Below are 17,198 nucleotides of genomic sequence, written 5' to 3'. Positions count from 1 at the left end.
GGCCGTCACCGGTCCGCCGGGGTCCTCTCTCGTCGGGGTCAGACCCCGACGTCGCCGAGCATGTCGGTCACGAGCGCCGCGATCGGCGAGCGCTCCGACCTGGTCAGCGTCACGTGCGCGAACAGCGGGTGGCCCTTCAGGCGCTCCACCACGGCCGCGACGCCGTCGTGCCTGCCGACGCGCAGATTGTCGCGCTGCGCCACGTCGTGGGTCAGCACCACCCGCGACCCCGCGCCGATCCGCGACAGGACGGTGAGCAGCACGCCGCGCTCCAGCGACTGCGCCTCGTCCACGATCACGAACGCGTCGTGCAGCGACCGGCCCCGGATGTGGGTGAGCGGCAGGACCTCCAACATGTCACGGTCCACCACCTCGTCCACGACCTCCGGCGTCGTCACCGCCGAGAGGGTGTCGTAGACCGCCTGCGCCCACGGCGACATCTTCTCGCCCTCCGAGCCCGGCAGGTATCCGAGCTCCTGGCCGCCGACCGCGTACAGGGGGCGGAACACCACGACCTTGCGGTGCCGCCGCCGCTCCAGCACGGCCTCCAGCCCCGCGCAGAGGGCGAGCGCCGACTTGCCGGTGCCGGCCCGCCCGCCGAGCGAGACGATGCCGACGTCCTCGTCCATCAGCAGGTCCAGCGCGATCCGCTGCTCGGCGGACCGGCCGCGCAGCCCGAACACCTCCCGGTCGCCGCGCACCAGCCGCACCGACTTGTCCGGCTGGACGCGGCCGAGGGCCGATCCGCGCTCGGACAGCAGCCGCAGCCCCGTGTGGCAGGGCAGGTCCCGCGCCTCCTCCAGATCGGCGCTCCCCGACTCGTACAGCTCCTCGACGGCCCCGGCGGTGACCTCCAGCTCGCGCATCCCGGTCCAGCCGGACTCCACGACGGCCAGCTCCGCGCGGTACTCCTCGGCGGCGAGCCCCACCGCGGACGCCTTCACCCGCATCGGCAGGTCCTTGGAGACCAGCACGACGTCGCGTCCCTCACGGGCCAGCCAGGCGGCCACCGACAGGATCCGGGTGTCGTTGTCGCCGAGCCGGAACCCGTCCGGCAGGACGCTCGGGTCGGCGTGGTTCAGCTCGACGCGGAGCGTTCCGCCCTGGTCGCCGAGCGCCCCCTCGACCGAGACGGGCTCGTCCAGCCGGCCGTGCCGCAGGCGCAGGTCGTCCAGCGTGCGCAGCGCCTGCCGGGCGAAGTAGCCGAGCTCGGGGTGGTGCCGCTTGGCCTCCAGTTCGGAGATGACGACGATGGGGAGTACGACCTCGTGCTCGGCGAACCGCGTCATCGCTCCCGGATCGGCGAGCAGCACGCTGGTGTCGAGGACGTACGTGCGCCGGTCCGGTTCCCTGCCGGGAGCGGCGCCCCCGCGGTCTCCAGAGGTCTCCGGAACAGAGGTCCCGGACGGGATCCCGGCGGACGTGCCGGGACGGCGCGCGGAGGTTGTGGCCACTCGATCTCCCTGGATATGGGGGAACTGCCGGTGGCGCGCAGGTCCGCCCGCGCAGGGGCGGTGGTCCTCAGTGGACGGTCAGGTACCGTAGCGCCGGTGCCGCGCGGCATAGGAGCGGATGGCCCGCAGGAAGTCCACCTTGCGGAAGTCCGGCCAATGGACCTCGCAGAAGTAGAACTCCGAGTGGGCGCTCTGCCAGAGCATGAAACCGGAGAGACGCTGCTCCCCCGAGGTGCGGATGACCAGGTCCGGATCCGGCTGGCCGCGCGTGTAGAGATGCTCCGCGATGTGCTCCACGTCGAGGACCTCGGCGAGTTCCTCGATGCTGGTGCCACGACTCGCCTGCTCGATGAGCAGAGAGCGCACCGCATCAGCGATCTCACGCCTACCTCCATACCCAACCGCGACGTTCACAATCAGGCCGGGTGCGCTCGATGTGGCCTCTCCCGCATCTTTCAGGACGCGGGCCGTCTTATCGGGCAGCAGGTCGAGGGCGCCGACGGGCTTGACGTGCCAGCCGTCGGCGGCGAGCTTGCGGACGGTGTTCTCGATGATCGCCAGCAGCGGTTCGAGCTGGTCGGCGGGCCGGTTGAGGTTGTCGGTCGACAGCAGCCACAGCGTGACGTGCTCGACCCCCGCCTCGGCGCTCCACTGGAGCAGCTCGGAGATCTTCTGGGCGCCGCGCTGGTGCCCGGAGTTGACGTCGGCCAGCCCCATCGACCTGGCCCAACGCCGGTTGCCGTCGAGGATCACGCCGACGTGCCGGGGGGTGACGTCGGTGGGCAGATCGGCCTCGACGCGCCGCTCGTACATCCGGTAGACGGCGTCGCGGACGGCCGCGTACGGGCCGCTGCGGCGGAGGGCCGAGACCAGCCGCCCTCCCTCGGAGGGGCGCCGGCGCACGCCGTCCCTCCGCGCGCCGCGCGTCCTCCTGGTGCGCGGCTCTCCCGTACGCCGAACCCGCATATGGGCTTCCCTTCGAGCGACCGACCCTGGCGGAAAGTCGCTCAATTATGGCCCGACGGCGACACTTCTCCCACCGTCCCCGTGAGGCCAGGCTAACGCGCGGGAGGCGTCAGGCGGGGCGGATGGCCTGCTCTGGCCCGGTCCGCCTCGGCGAGCAGGTCGGAGAGAAAACGCGCCAGTTCGGCCGACGTGAGGACGGCGCGCACGCCGCGGCCGCCCGCGCCCCACGCCTCGATCACGGCGCGCCGCGCGACCCGCCACCGTCCCGCCGCGGACTGCTGGCGGCCGACCCACATCGATGACGTGCGCAGGGAGCACCGCAGCTCGCCGGTGCTGATCACGTCGCCGCGGTCGCGGTAGCGGAACGCGAACAGCTCGGGCTCGCGGGCGGTGTCGCCGGGGACGGGGTCGGGGAAGCGGTCGTCGGGGTCGGGCCAGCGCGCCGCCTGCGGGGACCCGTCGGCCCGTGCGGCGGCGACCCGGGCGGCGAGCCCGGCCAGGAAGTAGCCGCACCGCTCCCCCACCGCCCCGAACGAGTCGCCGTCCCGCCACAGTTCGAGCGTGACCTCGAACGGGGTGCCGCCGCGGTCGAGCGAGGCGATCGGGACCACCGCGAGCGCGGACCCGTCCAGGCAGCGCAGCCCCAGCATCCCGTGCACCTCCCGCCCCCGTCCGGCCCGCTATCCAGGCACAGTAGAGGAGGTCGGCACCATGATCACACCTAGTGATCATTCGGATCGGGTAATGGCCGGCCCGGCCCCGCCCGCCCTCGCGGTCAGGCCTGCGGGCCCGCGGCGCGGGCGCGCTCGACGTGCTGCAGGGCGCTGCGCAGCTCCGACAGCCACTCGTCGGTGTTCTTGCCGACGAGCCGGACGCACCAGGCGAGCGCGTCGCTGCGGCTGCGGGCGACCCCGGCGTCCACGAGCGTGTCGAGGACGCGGCGCTCGGGCTGCCGCAGCCGCGTCATCACCGGCACCGACAGAGTGGTGAACATCTCCCGCTCGCCGTCGCACTCCACGCCCCAGGAGACCTTGCGGCCGAAGCGCTGCTCGGCCTCCCGGGCGATGGCGATCCGCCGGTCGCGGGTGTCGTCACGGAAGCGCTGGACGTGCCCGGCGACGACGCCCGCGCGCTCGGCGCCGGACGCCTCGGCCGCCGCGGCGGGGAGGGGCAGCGTGCCGACGACCGCGACCTCCTCGCGGTCGACGACGACCTCGGGCGCGCCCTCGAACCACTCCTCGGGGAGCCGTCCGGTGAACCAGCCGCGGAGCTGCTCCACCGCTTCACTCGTATTCATGTAATCAAAATTACATCCCCTGTCGGGAGATGCGCCAGCCTCCGCACCGATTGACAATCACCACCAATTGATAGTTACTTTCATTTTAGAGCGGCAGTCAATCGGAGGTGGCAGTCATGACCGTGGGGCACACGCGGCGCTGGCTCGGGCTGGGCGCCCTGGCGCTGAGCATGCTGGCGCTCGGGTTCGACATGACGATCCTCAACGTGGCGCTGACCACGCTGTCGGAGGAGCTGCACGCGGGCACCAGCGCGCTGCAGTGGATCGTGGACTCCTACCTGCTGGTGTTCGGCGCGCTGCTGCTCCCGGCCGGGCTGCTCGGCGACCGGTTCGGCCGCAAGCGGCTGCTGGTGGCCGGCCTCGCCGTCTTCGGCGCCGCCTCGCTCGCCGGGGCGTTCGCGGACGGCTCCGGCGGCGTCGTCGCGGCCCGGGCGTTCATGGGACTCGGCGCGGCGATCGTGACGCCGCTGTCCATGTCGATGCTGCCCGCGATCTTCCCGCCGGAGGAGCGCACCCGCGCCGTCGCGGTCTGGTCGTCGGCGATGGCGCTCGGGCTGCCGCTCGGCCCGCTGCTCGGCGGCTGGCTCCTGGAGAACTTCTGGTGGGGGTCGGTCTTCCTCGTCAACGTGCCGCTCGTGCTCGTCGGCGGCGTCGCGGTGGCGCTGCTGCTGCCCGAGACGCGGGACCCGTCCGCGCCGCGGATCGACGGCGCCGGCTCGCTGCTGTCGGCGGCCGGCGTCGTCGCGCTCGTGTACGGGGTCATCGAGGCCCCGGTGCGGGGCTGGGGCGACGCGGTGGTGCTGGCGTCGTTCGCGGTCGCGGCCGTCCTGCTGGCCGGGTTCGTCCTGTGGGAGCGGCGCGCCGCCGCGCCCATGATGGACATGGCGCTGTTCCGCGACCCCCGCTTCACCTGGGCGGTGGTCGCCGCCGTCACCGCGAACCTGATGATGGCGGGGGCGCTGTTCGTCCTCCCGCAGTACCTGGAGGCCGTCCAGGGCAACGACGTGTTCGGCACGGGGCTGCGGCTGACGCCGATGCTGCTCGGCCTGCTCGCCGGCGGGATCGTCACCGACCGGGCCGCGCACCGCGCCGGGCACAAGCCGATCCTCGTCACCGGACTGCTCGTGCTCGCGGCCGGCTTCGGGTGGGGCGCGCTCACCGGGCCGGGCGACGCCTACTCCGCGACCGTCCCGTGGCTGCTCGTCCTCGGCCTCGGCTGCGGCCTGACCCTCGTCCCGGCGATGGACGCGGTCCTCGCCGCCCTGCCCGCCGCACGGGCCGGACGGGGCTCCGGCCTCGTCCAGACGCTGCGCCAGACGGCCGGGACGCTCGGCGTCGCGGGCCTCGGCAGCCTGCTGTCGGCGCTCTACCGGGACCGCGTGGCCACCGGCGGGCTGCCGCCCGAGGCGGCGGGCGCGGCGCGCGACTCCCTCGGCGGCGCCGTCGCCGTCGCCGGACGGCTGGGCGACGCCGGCCTGCTCGCCTCGGCCCGCGGCGCCTACGTCCACGGCATGGACGCGGTGTTCGCCGCGTGCGCCGCCGCCGCGGTCGCGGCCGCCCTGCTGCTGTTCTTCTTCCAGCCCGGCCGGGCCCGGGCGGATGCGGCCCCCTCCGCCGATGCACGAGAATCGGGGCATGAGCACGCCGTCCCGTGAGCACGCCGTCGACCGGCTGGAGGACCGGCTCTCCCGGATGCCGCTGCGGGAGCGCAAGAAGCTGCGGACCCGCCGGGCGATCCAGGACCACGCCCTCCGCCTGTTCGGCGAGCGGGGCTACGACGAGACGACCGTGGAGCAGATCGCGGCGGCGGCCGAGATCTCGCCGAGCACGTTCTTCCGCTACTTCCCCACCAAGGAGGACGTGGTCGTCACCGACGAGTACGACCCGATCATGGCGGAGGTCCTGCGGAGCCAGCCGGCCGGGCTGTCCCCCATCGAGGCGCTGCGCGCCACGTTCCGCGAGATGCTCCCGCTGCTGTACGAGACCGACCTGGACGTGGTCAACGCCCGGCTGCGGCTCACCGCCCAGGTCCCGGCCCTGCGCGCCCGCACGTTCGAGGCGCTGCGCGAGGGCACGTTCGCCATGCTGACCGACGTCGTCGGCCACCGGACCGGGCGGCGCCCCGACGACCCGGACGTGCAGACGTTCTCCTGGGCCGTCCTCGGCGTGCTCCAGGCGGCCATGTACCAGTGGATGGAAGGGCGCGCGACGACCGAGGAGCTTCCCGGGCTCGTCGACCGCAACCTGGAGTTCCTGGCCCGCGGCTGCCCGCTGTGACCGGCGCCCGCGGCGGGCGGGTCAGCGCGCCAGCGCGGCGGCCCTCTTCGGGCTGACGCGGACGGCGCCGCGCATGTTGCGGGTGTAGACGTTCTGGATCTGCACCACCGTGCCCGTCCGCGGGGCCGCCAGCATCTTGCCCTGGCCCAGGTAGAGGGCGATGTGCGAGATGTAGCCGGGCGCGGTCGGGTCGTTGGCCCAGATGAGCATGTCGCCCGGCTGGGCCTTGCTGTAGGGGACGACCCAGCCGGCGCGGGCCTGGTCGGCGGCGACGCGCGGGAGCCGGATGCCCGCCCTGGCGAACGCGTACTGCATCAGGCCGGAGCAGTCGTAGCCGCCCTCGGCCTCGGACTCGCCGCCCCACACGTACGGCCAGCCGAGCCGCGTGTAGGCCGCCTTGATCACCGTCCGGACCTGGCCGGCCGTCATGACCTGGCCGTCGGCGGCCGGCACGTTCCCGGACTTCGGGAAGTCGATCTCCGGGTTGACCGCGACGGCCCTGGCGCCCTTCGGCAGCGCCTTGCGCAGCTTCGTGATGAACGTCTTCGGCGCCGTCTTCGGGACGCTGACCAGCATCGCGTTGCCGGTCGGCAGTCCGAGGGCCTGCGCGGTGGCGTGCGAGACGACCGCGTCGACGTCGCTGACGCCCATCGTCGCGTACGCGCCCACCCGCAGTTGCGACTGGTGCTGCTTGCCGCCGACGGGCACCTGGCTGCCGAGCTCGACCCCGCCGTCGCTGCCCATCGTGAAGGAGATGGCGACGTCGCCGGAGGCGACGTTGCGCCAGAGCGCGTCCGACTTGGCGGTCGGCTTCGGCGTGTAGTTGCGGAACGTGGACGGATTGACGCCCATCAGCCCCACGCGCTTGCCCGCGACCATGCCCTGCACGGCGTCGACGACCTCGACGCCCTTCACGCCCTTGGCGCCGCGGACCTTCTGGACGAAGTCGGCCGGAAGCGTGGTCGGCGCCGCCACGAGGACGTGCGGGACGAGCCGCTTGCCGAGCGGCGCGACCGCCGTGGGCGACAGGCCGGTGCTGCCGGACGCGGCCACGAAGCGGGCGCGCTGCTCGCCGCGCGGCGGGTCCGCCGCGCCGTCGTCGCGCGCGACGAGGACGGCGGTGTTGGCGGCGAGCGTCGTCAGCACGGAGACGCCGATGATCGTCGGTAGCACCCGGCGGTTCGGCTTTCCCACTGCCACGCTCCCTCGATGGTCGCCCTGCGCCGGCTCCTGACCGTGCACCGGACACGACTATGACCCAGAAGGTCGGCCATCGTCCAGATACCCGGGGGGCCTGATGACACCCTCGGCCGCTCCACCCCGTTGGGTCAGGAACGCCCCAGTTACTCAGTAGTAACAGCCCGGACGGCTGAGATCAAGGTCACGTTGCCATAAAGTGGACCCTCAGTCCAATTGCCCGCGCAGTTCGCGGTTCAGCTCGGCCTGGGTCGTCACGGGCAGCCGGCAGACGAACCCCCGGCAGACGTACGCCGCGGGCTCCCCGTCCACCAGGACCCGCCCCTCCAGCAGGGGCACGCCCTCTGCGCCCGGCGGGCCGGCGCTGACCACCGCGCCCGGGGCGACCGCCATGAGGGCCGTCCGGTGCAGCGCGCGAGTGCGCGCGTCGTCCGGATCGCCGATCACCGCGATCTCGACCGGGCCGGTGGCGAGGGCCTCGGCCACGGCGAGGCCCCAGCCCGCGAACCGCGCGTGCTTGTCCGCCAGCGCCCCGGCGGGCGCCAGCGCGTCCTGCGCCGCCTGCCGGTGCCAGTCCGACCCGGTCAGCGCGGCGAACGACAGCAGCGCCCCCGCCGCCGCGAACTGCCCCGACGGCGTCGCGTTGTCGGTCGGGTCCTGCGGGCGCCGGAACAGCCGCTCGGCGTCGTCGGCCGTGTCGTAGAAGCCGCCGGACCCGTCGGCGAACCGTTCGAGGACGGTGTTCAGCAGCTCCCCGGCCAGCCGCACGTGGCGCGGGTCGCCGGTGACGGCGTGCAGGGCGAGCAGGCCCTCGGCCACGTCGGCGTAGTCCTCCAGGACGCCGGTGTTCGCGCCCGCCGTCCCGTCCTTGGACGTGCGCGCCAGCCGGCCGTCCCGCAGATGGACCTCCACCAGCAGGCGCGCGACCTCCTCGGCCGCCCGGACCAGGTCCGGCCGGTCGAACAGCGCGCCGCACTCCGCCAGCGCCGCGACGGCGAGCCCGTTCCACGCCGCCACCACCTTGTCGTCCCGCGCCGGCGGGATCCGCCGCGCGCGGGCCGTGAGCAGCGCGGTGCGCACGCGCTCGTACCGCTCGACGTCCTCGGGATCGCTCAGAAGCTGGAGGACGGAGGTGCCGTGCTCGAACGTCCCCGTCACCTCGAACAGGGTCTCCGCGAACGCGCCGTCCTCGTCGCCGAGGACCTCCCGCAGCTGCTCGGGCGTCCACACGTAGTACCTGCCCTCGACGCCCTCGCTGTCGGCGTCCAGCGCCGAGGCGAGTCCGCCCTGGTCCGTGCGCAGGTCGCGCAGCATCCAGTCGCAGGTCTCCAGCGCGACCCGCCGCGCGAAGGGCGTCCCCGTCAGCCGCCACCAGTGCGCGTAGACGCGGGCCAGCAGAGCGTTGTCGTAGAGCATCTTCTCGAAGTGCGGCACGATCCACCGCTCGTCCACCGAGTACCGCGCGAACCCGCCGCCGAGCTGGTCGTACATCCCGCCGCGGGCCATCGCCTCCAGCGTGCGGGACGCCATCGCCAGCGACTCGTCGTCGCCCGTGCGCGCGTGGTGGCGCAGCAGGAACTCCAGCACCATCGACGGCGGGAACTTCGGGGCGCCGCCGAACCCGCCGCGCACCGCGTCGTAGGAGCCCGCGAGCACCTTCACCGCATGCGCGAGCACCCCGTCGCCGGGCGCCTCCGTCCCGACGAGGCCCGACCCGCGCGAGGTCAGCGCCTCCACGACCTGCTGGCCCTGCTGGGCGACGTCGTCGCGCTGCTCCGTCCACGCCTTGTGGACGGCCTGGAGCAGCGCCCGGAACTGCGCCCGCGGGAAGTACGTCCCGCAGTAGAACGGATGCCCCTCCGGGGTCATGAACACCGTCATCGGCCAGCCGCCCTGGCCCGTCATGGCCTGCGTCGCCTCCATGTAGACGGCGTCGATGTCCGGGCGCTCCTCCCGGTCGACCTTGATGTTCACGAACAGCTCGTTCATCGCCCGCGCCGTCTCGCCGTCCTCGAAGGACTCGTGCGCCATGACGTGGCACCAGTGGCAGGCGGCGTATCCGACGGAGAGCAGGACGGGGACGTCGCGCCGCCGGGCCTCGGCGAACGCCTCCCCGGTCCACTCCCACCACTCCACCGGGTTGCCGGCGTGCTGGAGCAGGTACGGGCTGGTCGCGTCCTTGAGCCGGTTCATGCCCCCGATCCTGCCCGATCCGGCCGCCGCCTCACTCCCCCCGCGCCTGCGCGGCGAGATCGGCGAGGGCGGACTCGACGGTGCGGTGGAAGGTGGGATACGCGTAGATCATCTCGCGGAGGGAGGCGGTGGGGGTCTCGGTGTGGACGGCGAGGGCCAGGAGGCCGAGCACCTCCCCGCCCGAGGGCCCCGCGGCGGTGGCGCCGACCAGGGTGCCCCACTCGACGTCCTCGACCAGCTTGACGAAGCCGTCGTTGCCGGCCTTGTGGATCCAGCCGCGGGTCGACTCGGCGATCGGCACGACGGCCGTGCGGACCGGAAGGTTCTGGTCGCGGGCCTGGGCCTCGGTGAGGCCGACGGACGCGATCTCGGGGTCGGTGAAGGTGACGCGCGGCACGGCGCGGTAGGCGGCGGGCGGCCCCTCCTCCCTGAGGACGTCCCGGACCGCCACGGCCGCCTGGTACATCGAGACGTGCGTGAACGCGCCCATGCCGGTGATGTCGCCGATCGCCCACACGCCGTCGGCCGCGCGCATGTGGCCGTCCACGGCGATCCGGCGGGCGTTCTCGTCCAGGCCGACGGCGCCGAGGCCGAGCCCCCGGAGGTTGGGGCGGCGCCCGGTCGCGACGAGGAGGCGGTCGGCGGTGAGCGTCTCGCCGCCGAGGTGCATCGTGAACTCGGACCCGTCGTGGGCGACGCGGGTGACGTCCACGCCGGTGCGCACGCCGATGCCCTCGCGTTCGAAGACCTCGCGCAGCAGGGCGCCCGACTCCGGCTCATCGTTGACGAGGAGGCGGTCGGCCGCCTCGACGACCGTGACGCGGCAGTCGAAGCGGGAGAAGACCTGGGCCGTCTCGACGCCGACCACGCCGCCGCCGAGGACCAGCAGCGACTCGGGGACCTCCGTCGCCTGGACGGCCTCGCGGTTCGTCCAGTACGGCGTGCCGGCGAGGCCGTCGACGGGCGGGGCCGTGGGCGAGGTGCCGGTGTTGAGCACGATGCCGCGCCGGGCGGCGAAGACCTGGTCGCCCACGGTCACCTCGCGGGGGCCGGTGATGCGGCCCTGGCCGCGCACCAGCCGCACGCCCTTGCCGGTGAGGCGGTCGGCGGCGGCCGTGTCGTCCCACCCGTGGGTCGCCTCGTCGCGGATCCGGGCGGCCACCGGCCCCCAGTCGGGCCGGACGGACGCCTCGCCCGCCATGCCGGGGACGCGCCCGGCCTCGGCGACCAGCCCGGCGGCGCGCACCATCATCTTGGTGGGGACGCAGGCGTAGAAGGGGCACTCCCCTCCGACCAGCCGCGACTCGACGCCGACGACCGCCAGGCCCGCCTCGGCGAGCCTGCCCGCGGCGTCCTCGCCGCCGGGGCCGAGACCGATCACCACGACATCGACTTCGTCAGCCATGCCCTGGTCCTGCCCACCTTCCCGTCAGGTCAGACGGCGCGGTGGCAGCGGGATCCGGTCCAGATCGTGGACGAGGGTGATGTCGCCGCCGAACGCGGCGGACGCCTCGTCCGTGAAGCGGTGCTCGTCGGCGGCGGGGTAGCGCTCGGAGAAGTGGGTCAGGACGAGCCGCCCGACGCCCGCCTCCGCCGCCACCGCGCCCGCCTGGGCGGCGGTGAGGTGCCCGTACTCGGCGGCCAGGGCCGCGTCCTCGCCCAGGAAGGTGGACTCGATGACGAGCATGTCCACCCCGGCGGCCAGCTCGCGGACGCCGTCGCAGAGCCGGGTGTCCATGACGAACGCGACCTTCTGCCCGGGCCGGGTCACGCTGCACTCGGCCAGCGCGACCGTGCGGCCGGCGGGCGTGGTGACGCGGCCCTCCTCCTGGAGGCGGCGGATCAGCGGCCCCCTGACGCCGCGCGCGGCGAGCTCGTCCGGCAGCATCGTCACGCCGTCGGGCTCCTCCAGCCGGTACCCGTACGCCTCGACGGGGTGGGACAGCCGCCGTGCGACCAGGCTGAACGGGGCGTCGCCGGTGTCGAGTTCCGTCCGCTCGCCGGACACCGGCCGCGCGCGGATGACGTCGGTGTCGCGGAACGCGGCCGCGTGCCGCAGCCGCTCCCAGTAGGGCCTGCCGCTCGCCGGGAACGCCGCGTCCACCGGGTGCGCGACGCCGTCGCGGGCGATGCGCTGGACGATCCCCGGCACCCCGAGGCAGTGGTCGCCGTGGAAGTGCGTCACGCAGATCCAGGTCACGTCGTTCGCGGAGAGCCCGGCGTGCGTCATCTGCCGCTGCGTGCCCTCCCCAGGGTCGAACAGGACGCCGTGCCCGTCCCAGCGCAGCAGGTAGCCGTTGTGGTTGCGGGACCGGGTGGGCACCGCGCTGGCGGAGCCGAGGACGGTGAGATCGCGAACGGACATGCACCCATGGTGCCGGTCGAACGGCCGGGCAAGCGCTTGGTTATTCTGTGCGCGATGCAGACGACCCGAGGAGGGCCCGTTGGCCGGGAGCAAGCGCGACAAGATCAAGATGACGCCCGAGGAGGTGGCCGCCTACCTGGCCGCCAACTTCAAGGTGCAGGTCGCGACCGTCGGCAAGGACGGCGAGCCCCACCTGGTGACGATGTTCTACACCCTGTACGAGGGCAGGATCGCCTTCACCACGTACAAGTCCTCGCAGAAAGTGATCAACCTGCGCCGCAACCCGGTCATGACGTGCCTGGTCGAGGACGGCGTGGAGTACAACGAGCTGCGCGGCGTCGCCCTCTACGGGCGGGGCCTGGTCGTCGAGGACCCCGAGCCGCGGTCCAAGGTCGGCATGGTCGTCGGCTCCCGGATGGCGGGGCTGCCCGTCCCGGCGATGGGCGAGCCGGTCGACCCGGTCATCGCCGAGGGCATCGAGCAGGCGCTGGCCAAGCGGGTCCTCATCGTCATGGAGCCCGACCGGGTCGTGAGCTGGGACCACCGCAAGGTGTAGGCCATGGCGGGTCAGGTCGGGCGGATCAGCTCCGCGGCGCGGTCGAGGGCGGCGCGCTCGGCCGCGTCGTCACCGCGCAGGCGGGCGGCGTCGGCGATGTGGACGAACATCGCGGCCTGCCCGCGGACCGCGTCCAGCCTGCGCAGGATCTCCAGGGCCTGGCCGAAGAAGTTCAGGGCCGCGACGGGACGGTTCGCGCGCAGGTAGGCCTCGCCGAGGCTCTCCAGCGCGCGGGCGCGGGCGTGCTCGTCCGGCTCCGGCAGGGCGGCGAACTCGTCCGGCAGCGGGCCGAGCAGCCCGATCGCGCGGTCGAGGTCGCCGCCGCCGATCAGCGCCCGGGCGAGGTCGTGGCGCGCCGCCAGCACCGCGTGGTGGTCGCCGCCCCGCTCGGCGCGGCGCAGGGCCTCCTCCAGCGTCTCGGCGGCCTCCGCCCAGCGTTCCCCCTCCAGCAGGGCCAGGCCCTCGGCCTCCACCTCCCCCTCGCCGGAGGCCGTTCCGGCGAGATGGCGGTCGAGGGCGCGGCGCAGCTCCGCGGACGGGAGGTCGCGGTAGGAGTCATCGGGGTTCGCGCGCACGTCGAAGATCCTCCCCGGAGGAGGCGGCGCCCAACCGGCGCCGGGGCGGGTCAGGCGTCGTCGTCGGAGGCCTTGGCCGCCGTGCCGGCCCTCGCCGCCTTGGCCGCCTCCGCGCGCTCCCACTCCTGCTGCCTCAGGTCGGCCTCGCGGGGCGCCTGGATCTTCTTCATCTGCTTGCCCATCGACCGGATCAGCAGGACCGTCGCGGCCAGCAGGAGCAGGAACACCACGAAGCCGAGCATGCCGGGGCTGACCGTGTCGTCGTTCAGCGGCATGGCGTTCAGCGGCAGGGCGTGGACGGCAGCCATCACAGACACACCTTCTCCCGGATGCCGGCGAACAGGTCGTCCTCCGGCAGTTCCGTGTCGACCAGGGACCTGGCCAAATGGTAGTCCTCGGTCGGCCATGCCTCGCGCTGGACGTCCAGCGGGACGACGAACCAGAACCCGTTCGGGTCGATCTGGGTGGCGTGGGCGAGCAGGGCCTGGTCACGGGTCTCGAAGTGGTCGGCGCAGGGCACCCGCGTGGTGACCTCCCACCGGGCGCGCTCCTCGCCCTCCTCCTCGAAGCGCTTCAGCCAGTCGCCGTAGGGCGACTCGAGGCCGGCCTTCTCCATGGCGGCGTGCAGGGTGAGGATGCGGTCCTTGCTGAAGGTCATGTGGTAGTAGAGCTTCAGCGGCTGCCAGGGGTCGCCCGTGCCCGGGTAGCGCTCCGGGTCGCCCGCGGCCTCGAACGCCTCCACCGACACCTCGTGGCACTTCACGTGGTCGGGGTGGGGGTAGCCGCCCTTCTCGTCGTAGGTGAGCATCACGTGCGGGCGGAACTCGCGGACCGCGCGCACCAGCGGCTCGGCGGCGGTCTCCAGCGGCTCCAGCGCGAAGCAGCCCTCCGGCAGCGGCGGCAGCGGGTCGCCCTCGGGGAAGCCGGAGTCGACGAACCCGAGCCAGCGCTGGTCGACGCCGAGGATCTCGCGGGCCCGCGCCATCTCCGCCTCGCGGACCTTGCCGATGTCGGCCTTGACCTCGGGGCGGTCCATCGCGGGGTTCAGGATGTCGCCGCGCTCGCCGCCGGTGCAGGTGACGACGAGGACCTCGACGCCGTCGGCCACGTAGCGCGCCATCGTGGCCGCGCCCTTGCTGGACTCGTCGTCGGGGTGCGCGTGCACCGCCATGAGACGCAGGGGCTCGTCGCCGCCGCACGGCCGTTCGAGCGCCGCGCCGTCGAAGACGCCGGACGTACCGTCGATGACCTCGGACACTTGGGGGTCTCCCTCTCCGGACTGTTGAGCGGCCCCCGGTTCGAGGCACGCGCCATGACAGACGAGAATGAATTGTCCCTGACAACACCGAAACCCCGCACGAGGATTCCCGCCATGACGACGAGCGTGTCGAAACCAGCGGCTCCGGCCGAGTCCCGGCGGAGCCGCCTCGGCCTGGCCGCCGTCGGCCTCCTCGCGGCGGTGATGGCGGCCGGCTTCGGCATCCTCGCGGCGCACACGGGGCAGACGCCGGGGATCGTCCCGCAGACCGTCACCTACGACATCACCGACACGTCGGTCGAGATCAACTACACGGTGGCCAAGGGGAAGGACGACGACGTGCGCTGCACGGTGGACGCCTACGACACCGACTTCGCGGTGCTCGCGCAGAAGGAGGTGTCCGTCCCGCCCGGGACGTCCAGCGTGAAGGGGGCCGAGACGCTGCGGACGCCGCGGCGGGCCACCGGGGCCAGGATCCGCGACTGCCGCAAGGTCTGACCCTGCCGCCACCGGCCGACCGATACGCCCGGTGAGTGACGGAACACGGTTTGGCGGATTGCGGACGCCGTGTTCAGGGAACCTTTACCCGCACACACCGGATAGGCTAGAGGTTTCACCCAGCCGCACTTCATGTCGATGTGACGCCCGCCCGCGGGGGCGGGTGAGATCGCACCATGTGGATGAGGAGTACCCGTGACCGAGACCCGCGCTGACAACGTCACCTGGCTCACCCAGGAGGCGTACGACCGGCTCAAGGCTGAGCTGGACCACCTGTCGGGCCCGGGCCGCATCGAGATCGCTCAGAAGATCGAGGCGGCGCGGGAGGAGGGCGACCTGCGCGAGAACGGCGGCTACCACGCGGCCAAGGAGGAGCAGGGCAAGATCGAGGGCCGGATCCTCCAGCTCCAGGGCATCCTGGAGAACGCCCGCGTCGGCGAGGCCCCGCGCACGGAGGGCGTCGTCGGGCCCGGCATGACCGTCACGGTCTCGTTCGAGGGCGACGACGAGGAGGTGACCTTCCTGCTCGCCTCCCGCGAGGAGGTCGGCGCCCCCATCGACGTCTACTCCCCGAAGTCGCCGCTCGGTGCCGCCATCGACGGCAAGAAGGTCGGCGAGAAGGCCACCTACAACCTCCCCAACGGCCGATCGATGACCGTGGAGGTCCTCGACGCCACCCCCTACGGCGGCGCGTAGCCGCCGTCCCTCGACACTGCGGAGGTGAAGACCGCCGGGCGGATGCCGCCCGGCGGTCGTTGCTTGTGCGCCCCTATCCGGGCGCGCGTCCGCGGGGCGCCTCCGCCCGGGCGGGGCCGGACACCGCGCGGACGAGGGGCAGGGTGCGGTACGGGATCTGGGTGGCGAGGGAGATCACCGAGGAGGCGCGCTCCACGCCGGCGACGTCCACGATCACGTCGATGACGCGCTGGAGGTCGGTGTTGCTGCGGGCGACGATGCGGCACAGCATGTCGCCGGGGCCGGTGATGGTGTGGGCCTCGATCACCTCGGGCACCTGGGCGAGCCGGGCCGCCACCGGATCGTGGCCGCCCGCCTGCCGCAGCTGCAGCGTCACGAAGGCCGTCACCCCGTAGCCGAGCGCGGCCGGGTCGATCTCCGGGCCGTGGCCGGCGATGACGCCGTCGCGCGCGAGCCGGTCCAGCCGCGCCTGCACGGTGCCGCGCGCCACCCCGAGCCGCCGGGACGCCTCCAGGACGCCGACCCTGGGCTCGGCCGCGAACAGCTCGATCAGCCGGCCGTCCAGTTCGTCGATCGGCACGGCACCCTCCTGTGGTCGTGGTCACCCTGCACAGGACGACCGGTCAGATCACGTTTGCACTGTACAGATTGACCAATGATTCCGCCCGCTCTTGCGCACCTTGCAGGCGTATGTCGAGATTAGGTGGCATGGATGAGTTTCCGGTCAAGGGTATGGACGCCGTCGTCTTCGCCGTCGGCAACGCCAAACAGGCCGCCCACTACTACTCGACCGCGTTCGGGATGCGCAGGGTCGCCTACCGGGGCCCGGAGAACGGCAGCCCGGACGAGGCGGTGCACGTGCTGGAGTCGGGCGGCGCCCGGTTCGTGTTCCGCGGCCCGGTGAAGGCCGGCACCGAGATCGGGCGGCACATCGCCGAGCACGGCGACGGCGTGGTGGACCTCGCGATCGAGGTGCCCGACGTCGAGCACGCCTACCGGCACGCGCTCGCGAAGGGCGCCACCGGGCTGGAGGAGCCGCACGTCCTGGAGGACCGGTTCGGGAAGGTGACGGTCGCGGCGATCGCCACCTACGGCGCGACCCGGCACACGCTGGTCGACCGCTCCAACTACACCGGCCCCTACCTGCCGGGGTTCGAGCCCGCCGAGCCCGTCGTGGAGCCCGTGGGCAAGCGGTTCTTCCAGGCCATCGACCACTGCGTCGGCAACGTCGAGCGCATGGACGAGTGGGCCGACTTCTACCACCGCGTCATGGGCTTCACCGACATGGCGGAGTTCGTCGGCGACGACATCGCGACCGAGTACTCGGCGCTGATGTCCAAGGTCGTCGCGGACGGCACCCGCAAGGTGAAGTTCCCCCTGAACGAGCCCGCGGAGAGCAAGCGCAAGTCGCAGATCGACGAGTACCTGGAGTTCTACGGCGGGCCGGGCGTCCAGCACATCGCGCTCGCCACGGGCGACATCCTGGCGTCGGTCGACCGGATGCGCGCCGCGGGCGTGGAGTTCCTGGAGAGCCCCGACTCCTACTACGAGGACCCGGAGCTGCGCGAGCGCATCGGCCAGGTGCGGGTGCCGATCGAGGAGCTGCAGAAGCGCCGGATCCTCGTCGACCGGGACGAGGACGGCTACCTGCTGCAGATCTTCACCAAGCCCGTCCAGGACCGCCCGACGGTGTTCTTCGAGCTGATCGAGCGGCACGGCTCGCTCGGCTTCGGCAAGGGCAACTTCAAGGCGCTGTTCGAGGCGATCGAGCGGGAGCAGGAGCGCCGCGGCAACCTGTGACCCCGCGGCGCCGCGGCGAGCCTCGACGCCGCGGCGCCCGGGCACCGGGGGTGCGGAGTGCACCCC

18 protein-coding genes are annotated in these 17,198 nt (G+C 73.1%); 6 read left to right on the top strand and 12 right to left on the bottom strand.

The window, feature by feature from the left end:
* Positions 1-38 precede the first annotated feature (38 nt).
* The 4 genes from AB0C69_RS20175 to AB0C69_RS20160 form a co-directional block, all read right to left on the bottom strand.
* Entirely contained in the window at positions 39-1,454 is a 1,416-nt protein-coding gene (locus tag AB0C69_RS20175; protein ID WP_345176958.1) for a PhoH family protein, read from the bottom strand.
* Between the two features lie 78 nt (positions 1,455-1,532).
* Positions 1,533-2,357 (bottom strand): isoprenyl transferase, encoded by an 825-nt coding sequence (locus AB0C69_RS20170; RefSeq protein ID WP_345176956.1) that lies wholly within the window; start codon positions 2,355-2,357, stop codon positions 1,533-1,535.
* Positions 2,358-2,512: 155 nt separating this feature from the next.
* Complete coding sequence (locus AB0C69_RS20165) at positions 2,513-3,070, bottom strand: hypothetical protein (RefSeq protein WP_345176954.1); 558 nt, start codon at positions 3,068-3,070, stop codon at positions 2,513-2,515.
* 125 nt (positions 3,071-3,195) lie between these two features.
* Complete coding sequence (locus AB0C69_RS20160; RefSeq protein ID WP_360355557.1) at positions 3,196-3,717, bottom strand: hypothetical protein; 522 nt, start codon at positions 3,715-3,717, stop codon at positions 3,196-3,198.
* 116 nt (positions 3,718-3,833) lie between these two features.
* On the opposite strand from AB0C69_RS20160, the gene AB0C69_RS20155 reads away from it, so the two are divergent.
* Positions 3,834-5,372: a DHA2 family efflux MFS transporter permease subunit gene (locus tag AB0C69_RS20155; RefSeq protein WP_360355555.1), complete on the top strand. Its 1,539-nt coding sequence runs from the start codon at positions 3,834-3,836 to the stop codon at positions 5,370-5,372.
* Positions 5,353-5,994, top strand: a complete 642-nt coding sequence (locus AB0C69_RS20150; RefSeq protein WP_360355553.1) for a TetR family transcriptional regulator — start codon at positions 5,353-5,355, stop codon at positions 5,992-5,994. Before AB0C69_RS20155 ends, AB0C69_RS20150 begins: the two co-directional genes overlap by 20 nt.
* A gap of 21 nt (positions 5,995-6,015) precedes the next feature.
* Here AB0C69_RS20150 and AB0C69_RS20145 read toward each other — a convergent pair whose 3' ends face one another.
* The 4 genes from AB0C69_RS20145 to AB0C69_RS20130 form a co-directional block, all read right to left on the bottom strand.
* Positions 6,016-7,188, bottom strand: a complete 1,173-nt coding sequence (locus AB0C69_RS20145) for a C40 family peptidase (RefSeq protein ID WP_360355550.1) — start codon at positions 7,186-7,188, stop codon at positions 6,016-6,018.
* 210 nt (positions 7,189-7,398) lie between these two features.
* On the bottom strand, positions 7,399-9,384 hold the full coding sequence (locus AB0C69_RS20140; RefSeq protein ID WP_360355548.1) for a thioredoxin domain-containing protein: 1,986 nt from the start codon (positions 9,382-9,384) through the stop codon (positions 7,399-7,401).
* 31 nt (positions 9,385-9,415) lie between these two features.
* Entirely contained in the window at positions 9,416-10,789 is a 1,374-nt protein-coding gene (locus AB0C69_RS20135; RefSeq protein ID WP_360355546.1) for an NAD(P)/FAD-dependent oxidoreductase, read from the bottom strand.
* Positions 10,790-10,813: 24 nt separating this feature from the next.
* On the bottom strand, positions 10,814-11,749 hold the full coding sequence (locus AB0C69_RS20130; protein WP_360355543.1) for a ribonuclease Z: 936 nt from the start codon (positions 11,747-11,749) through the stop codon (positions 10,814-10,816).
* A 79-nt stretch (positions 11,750-11,828) separates the two neighbouring features.
* On the opposite strand from AB0C69_RS20130, the gene AB0C69_RS20125 reads away from it, so the two are divergent.
* A complete protein-coding gene (locus AB0C69_RS20125; protein ID WP_345176939.1) occupies positions 11,829-12,305 on the top strand; it encodes a pyridoxamine 5'-phosphate oxidase family protein in 477 nt (158 codons plus the stop codon).
* Between the two features lie 11 nt (positions 12,306-12,316).
* On the opposite strand, the gene AB0C69_RS20120 is transcribed toward AB0C69_RS20125, so the two are convergent.
* From AB0C69_RS20120 to mca, 3 genes are read right to left on the bottom strand one after another with little or no spacing between them, the layout of a single operon-like run.
* Positions 12,317-12,880 (bottom strand): tetratricopeptide repeat protein, encoded by a 564-nt coding sequence (locus tag AB0C69_RS20120; RefSeq protein ID WP_360355541.1) that lies wholly within the window; start codon positions 12,878-12,880, stop codon positions 12,317-12,319.
* A gap of 50 nt (positions 12,881-12,930) precedes the next feature.
* A complete protein-coding gene (locus tag AB0C69_RS20115; protein ID WP_345176935.1) occupies positions 12,931-13,188 on the bottom strand; it encodes a hypothetical protein in 258 nt (85 codons plus the stop codon).
* Positions 13,188-14,051 carry a mycothiol conjugate amidase Mca gene (gene mca, locus AB0C69_RS20110; RefSeq protein ID WP_345177229.1) on the bottom strand — a complete coding sequence of 288 codons (864 nt, stop codon included), beginning with the start codon at positions 14,049-14,051 and terminating at the stop codon, positions 13,188-13,190. The genes AB0C69_RS20115 and mca overlap by 1 nt, the downstream gene beginning before the upstream one ends.
* A gap of 201 nt (positions 14,052-14,252) precedes the next feature.
* On the opposite strand from mca, the gene AB0C69_RS20105 reads away from it, so the two are divergent.
* The gene (locus AB0C69_RS20105) at positions 14,253-14,636 is read left to right on the top strand and encodes a DUF4307 domain-containing protein (RefSeq protein WP_353834456.1); all 384 of its coding nucleotides are present in this window, start codon (positions 14,253-14,255) and stop codon (positions 14,634-14,636) included.
* A 195-nt stretch (positions 14,637-14,831) separates the two neighbouring features.
* A complete protein-coding gene (greA, locus tag AB0C69_RS20100; protein WP_179843970.1) occupies positions 14,832-15,332 on the top strand; it encodes a transcription elongation factor GreA in 501 nt (166 codons plus the stop codon).
* Between the two features lie 73 nt (positions 15,333-15,405).
* On the opposite strand, the gene AB0C69_RS20095 is transcribed toward greA, so the two are convergent.
* A complete protein-coding gene (locus tag AB0C69_RS20095; RefSeq protein ID WP_345176931.1) occupies positions 15,406-15,912 on the bottom strand; it encodes an Lrp/AsnC family transcriptional regulator in 507 nt (168 codons plus the stop codon).
* A 128-nt stretch (positions 15,913-16,040) separates the two neighbouring features.
* On the opposite strand from AB0C69_RS20095, the gene hppD reads away from it, so the two are divergent.
* The gene (gene hppD, locus AB0C69_RS20090; RefSeq protein WP_360355536.1) at positions 16,041-17,132 is read left to right on the top strand and encodes a 4-hydroxyphenylpyruvate dioxygenase; all 1,092 of its coding nucleotides are present in this window, start codon (positions 16,041-16,043) and stop codon (positions 17,130-17,132) included.
* The last annotated feature ends 66 nt before the right edge of the window (positions 17,133-17,198 follow it).

The sequence above is a fragment of the Actinomadura sp. NPDC048032 genome (genome assembly GCF_040653175.1).
Classification (GTDB): Bacteria; Actinomycetota; Actinomycetes; order Streptosporangiales; family Streptosporangiaceae; genus Spirillospora; species Spirillospora verrucosospora.
Note: the sequence above shows the minus strand (reverse complement) of the source record. Positions and strands in the feature narration are given on the sequence as shown.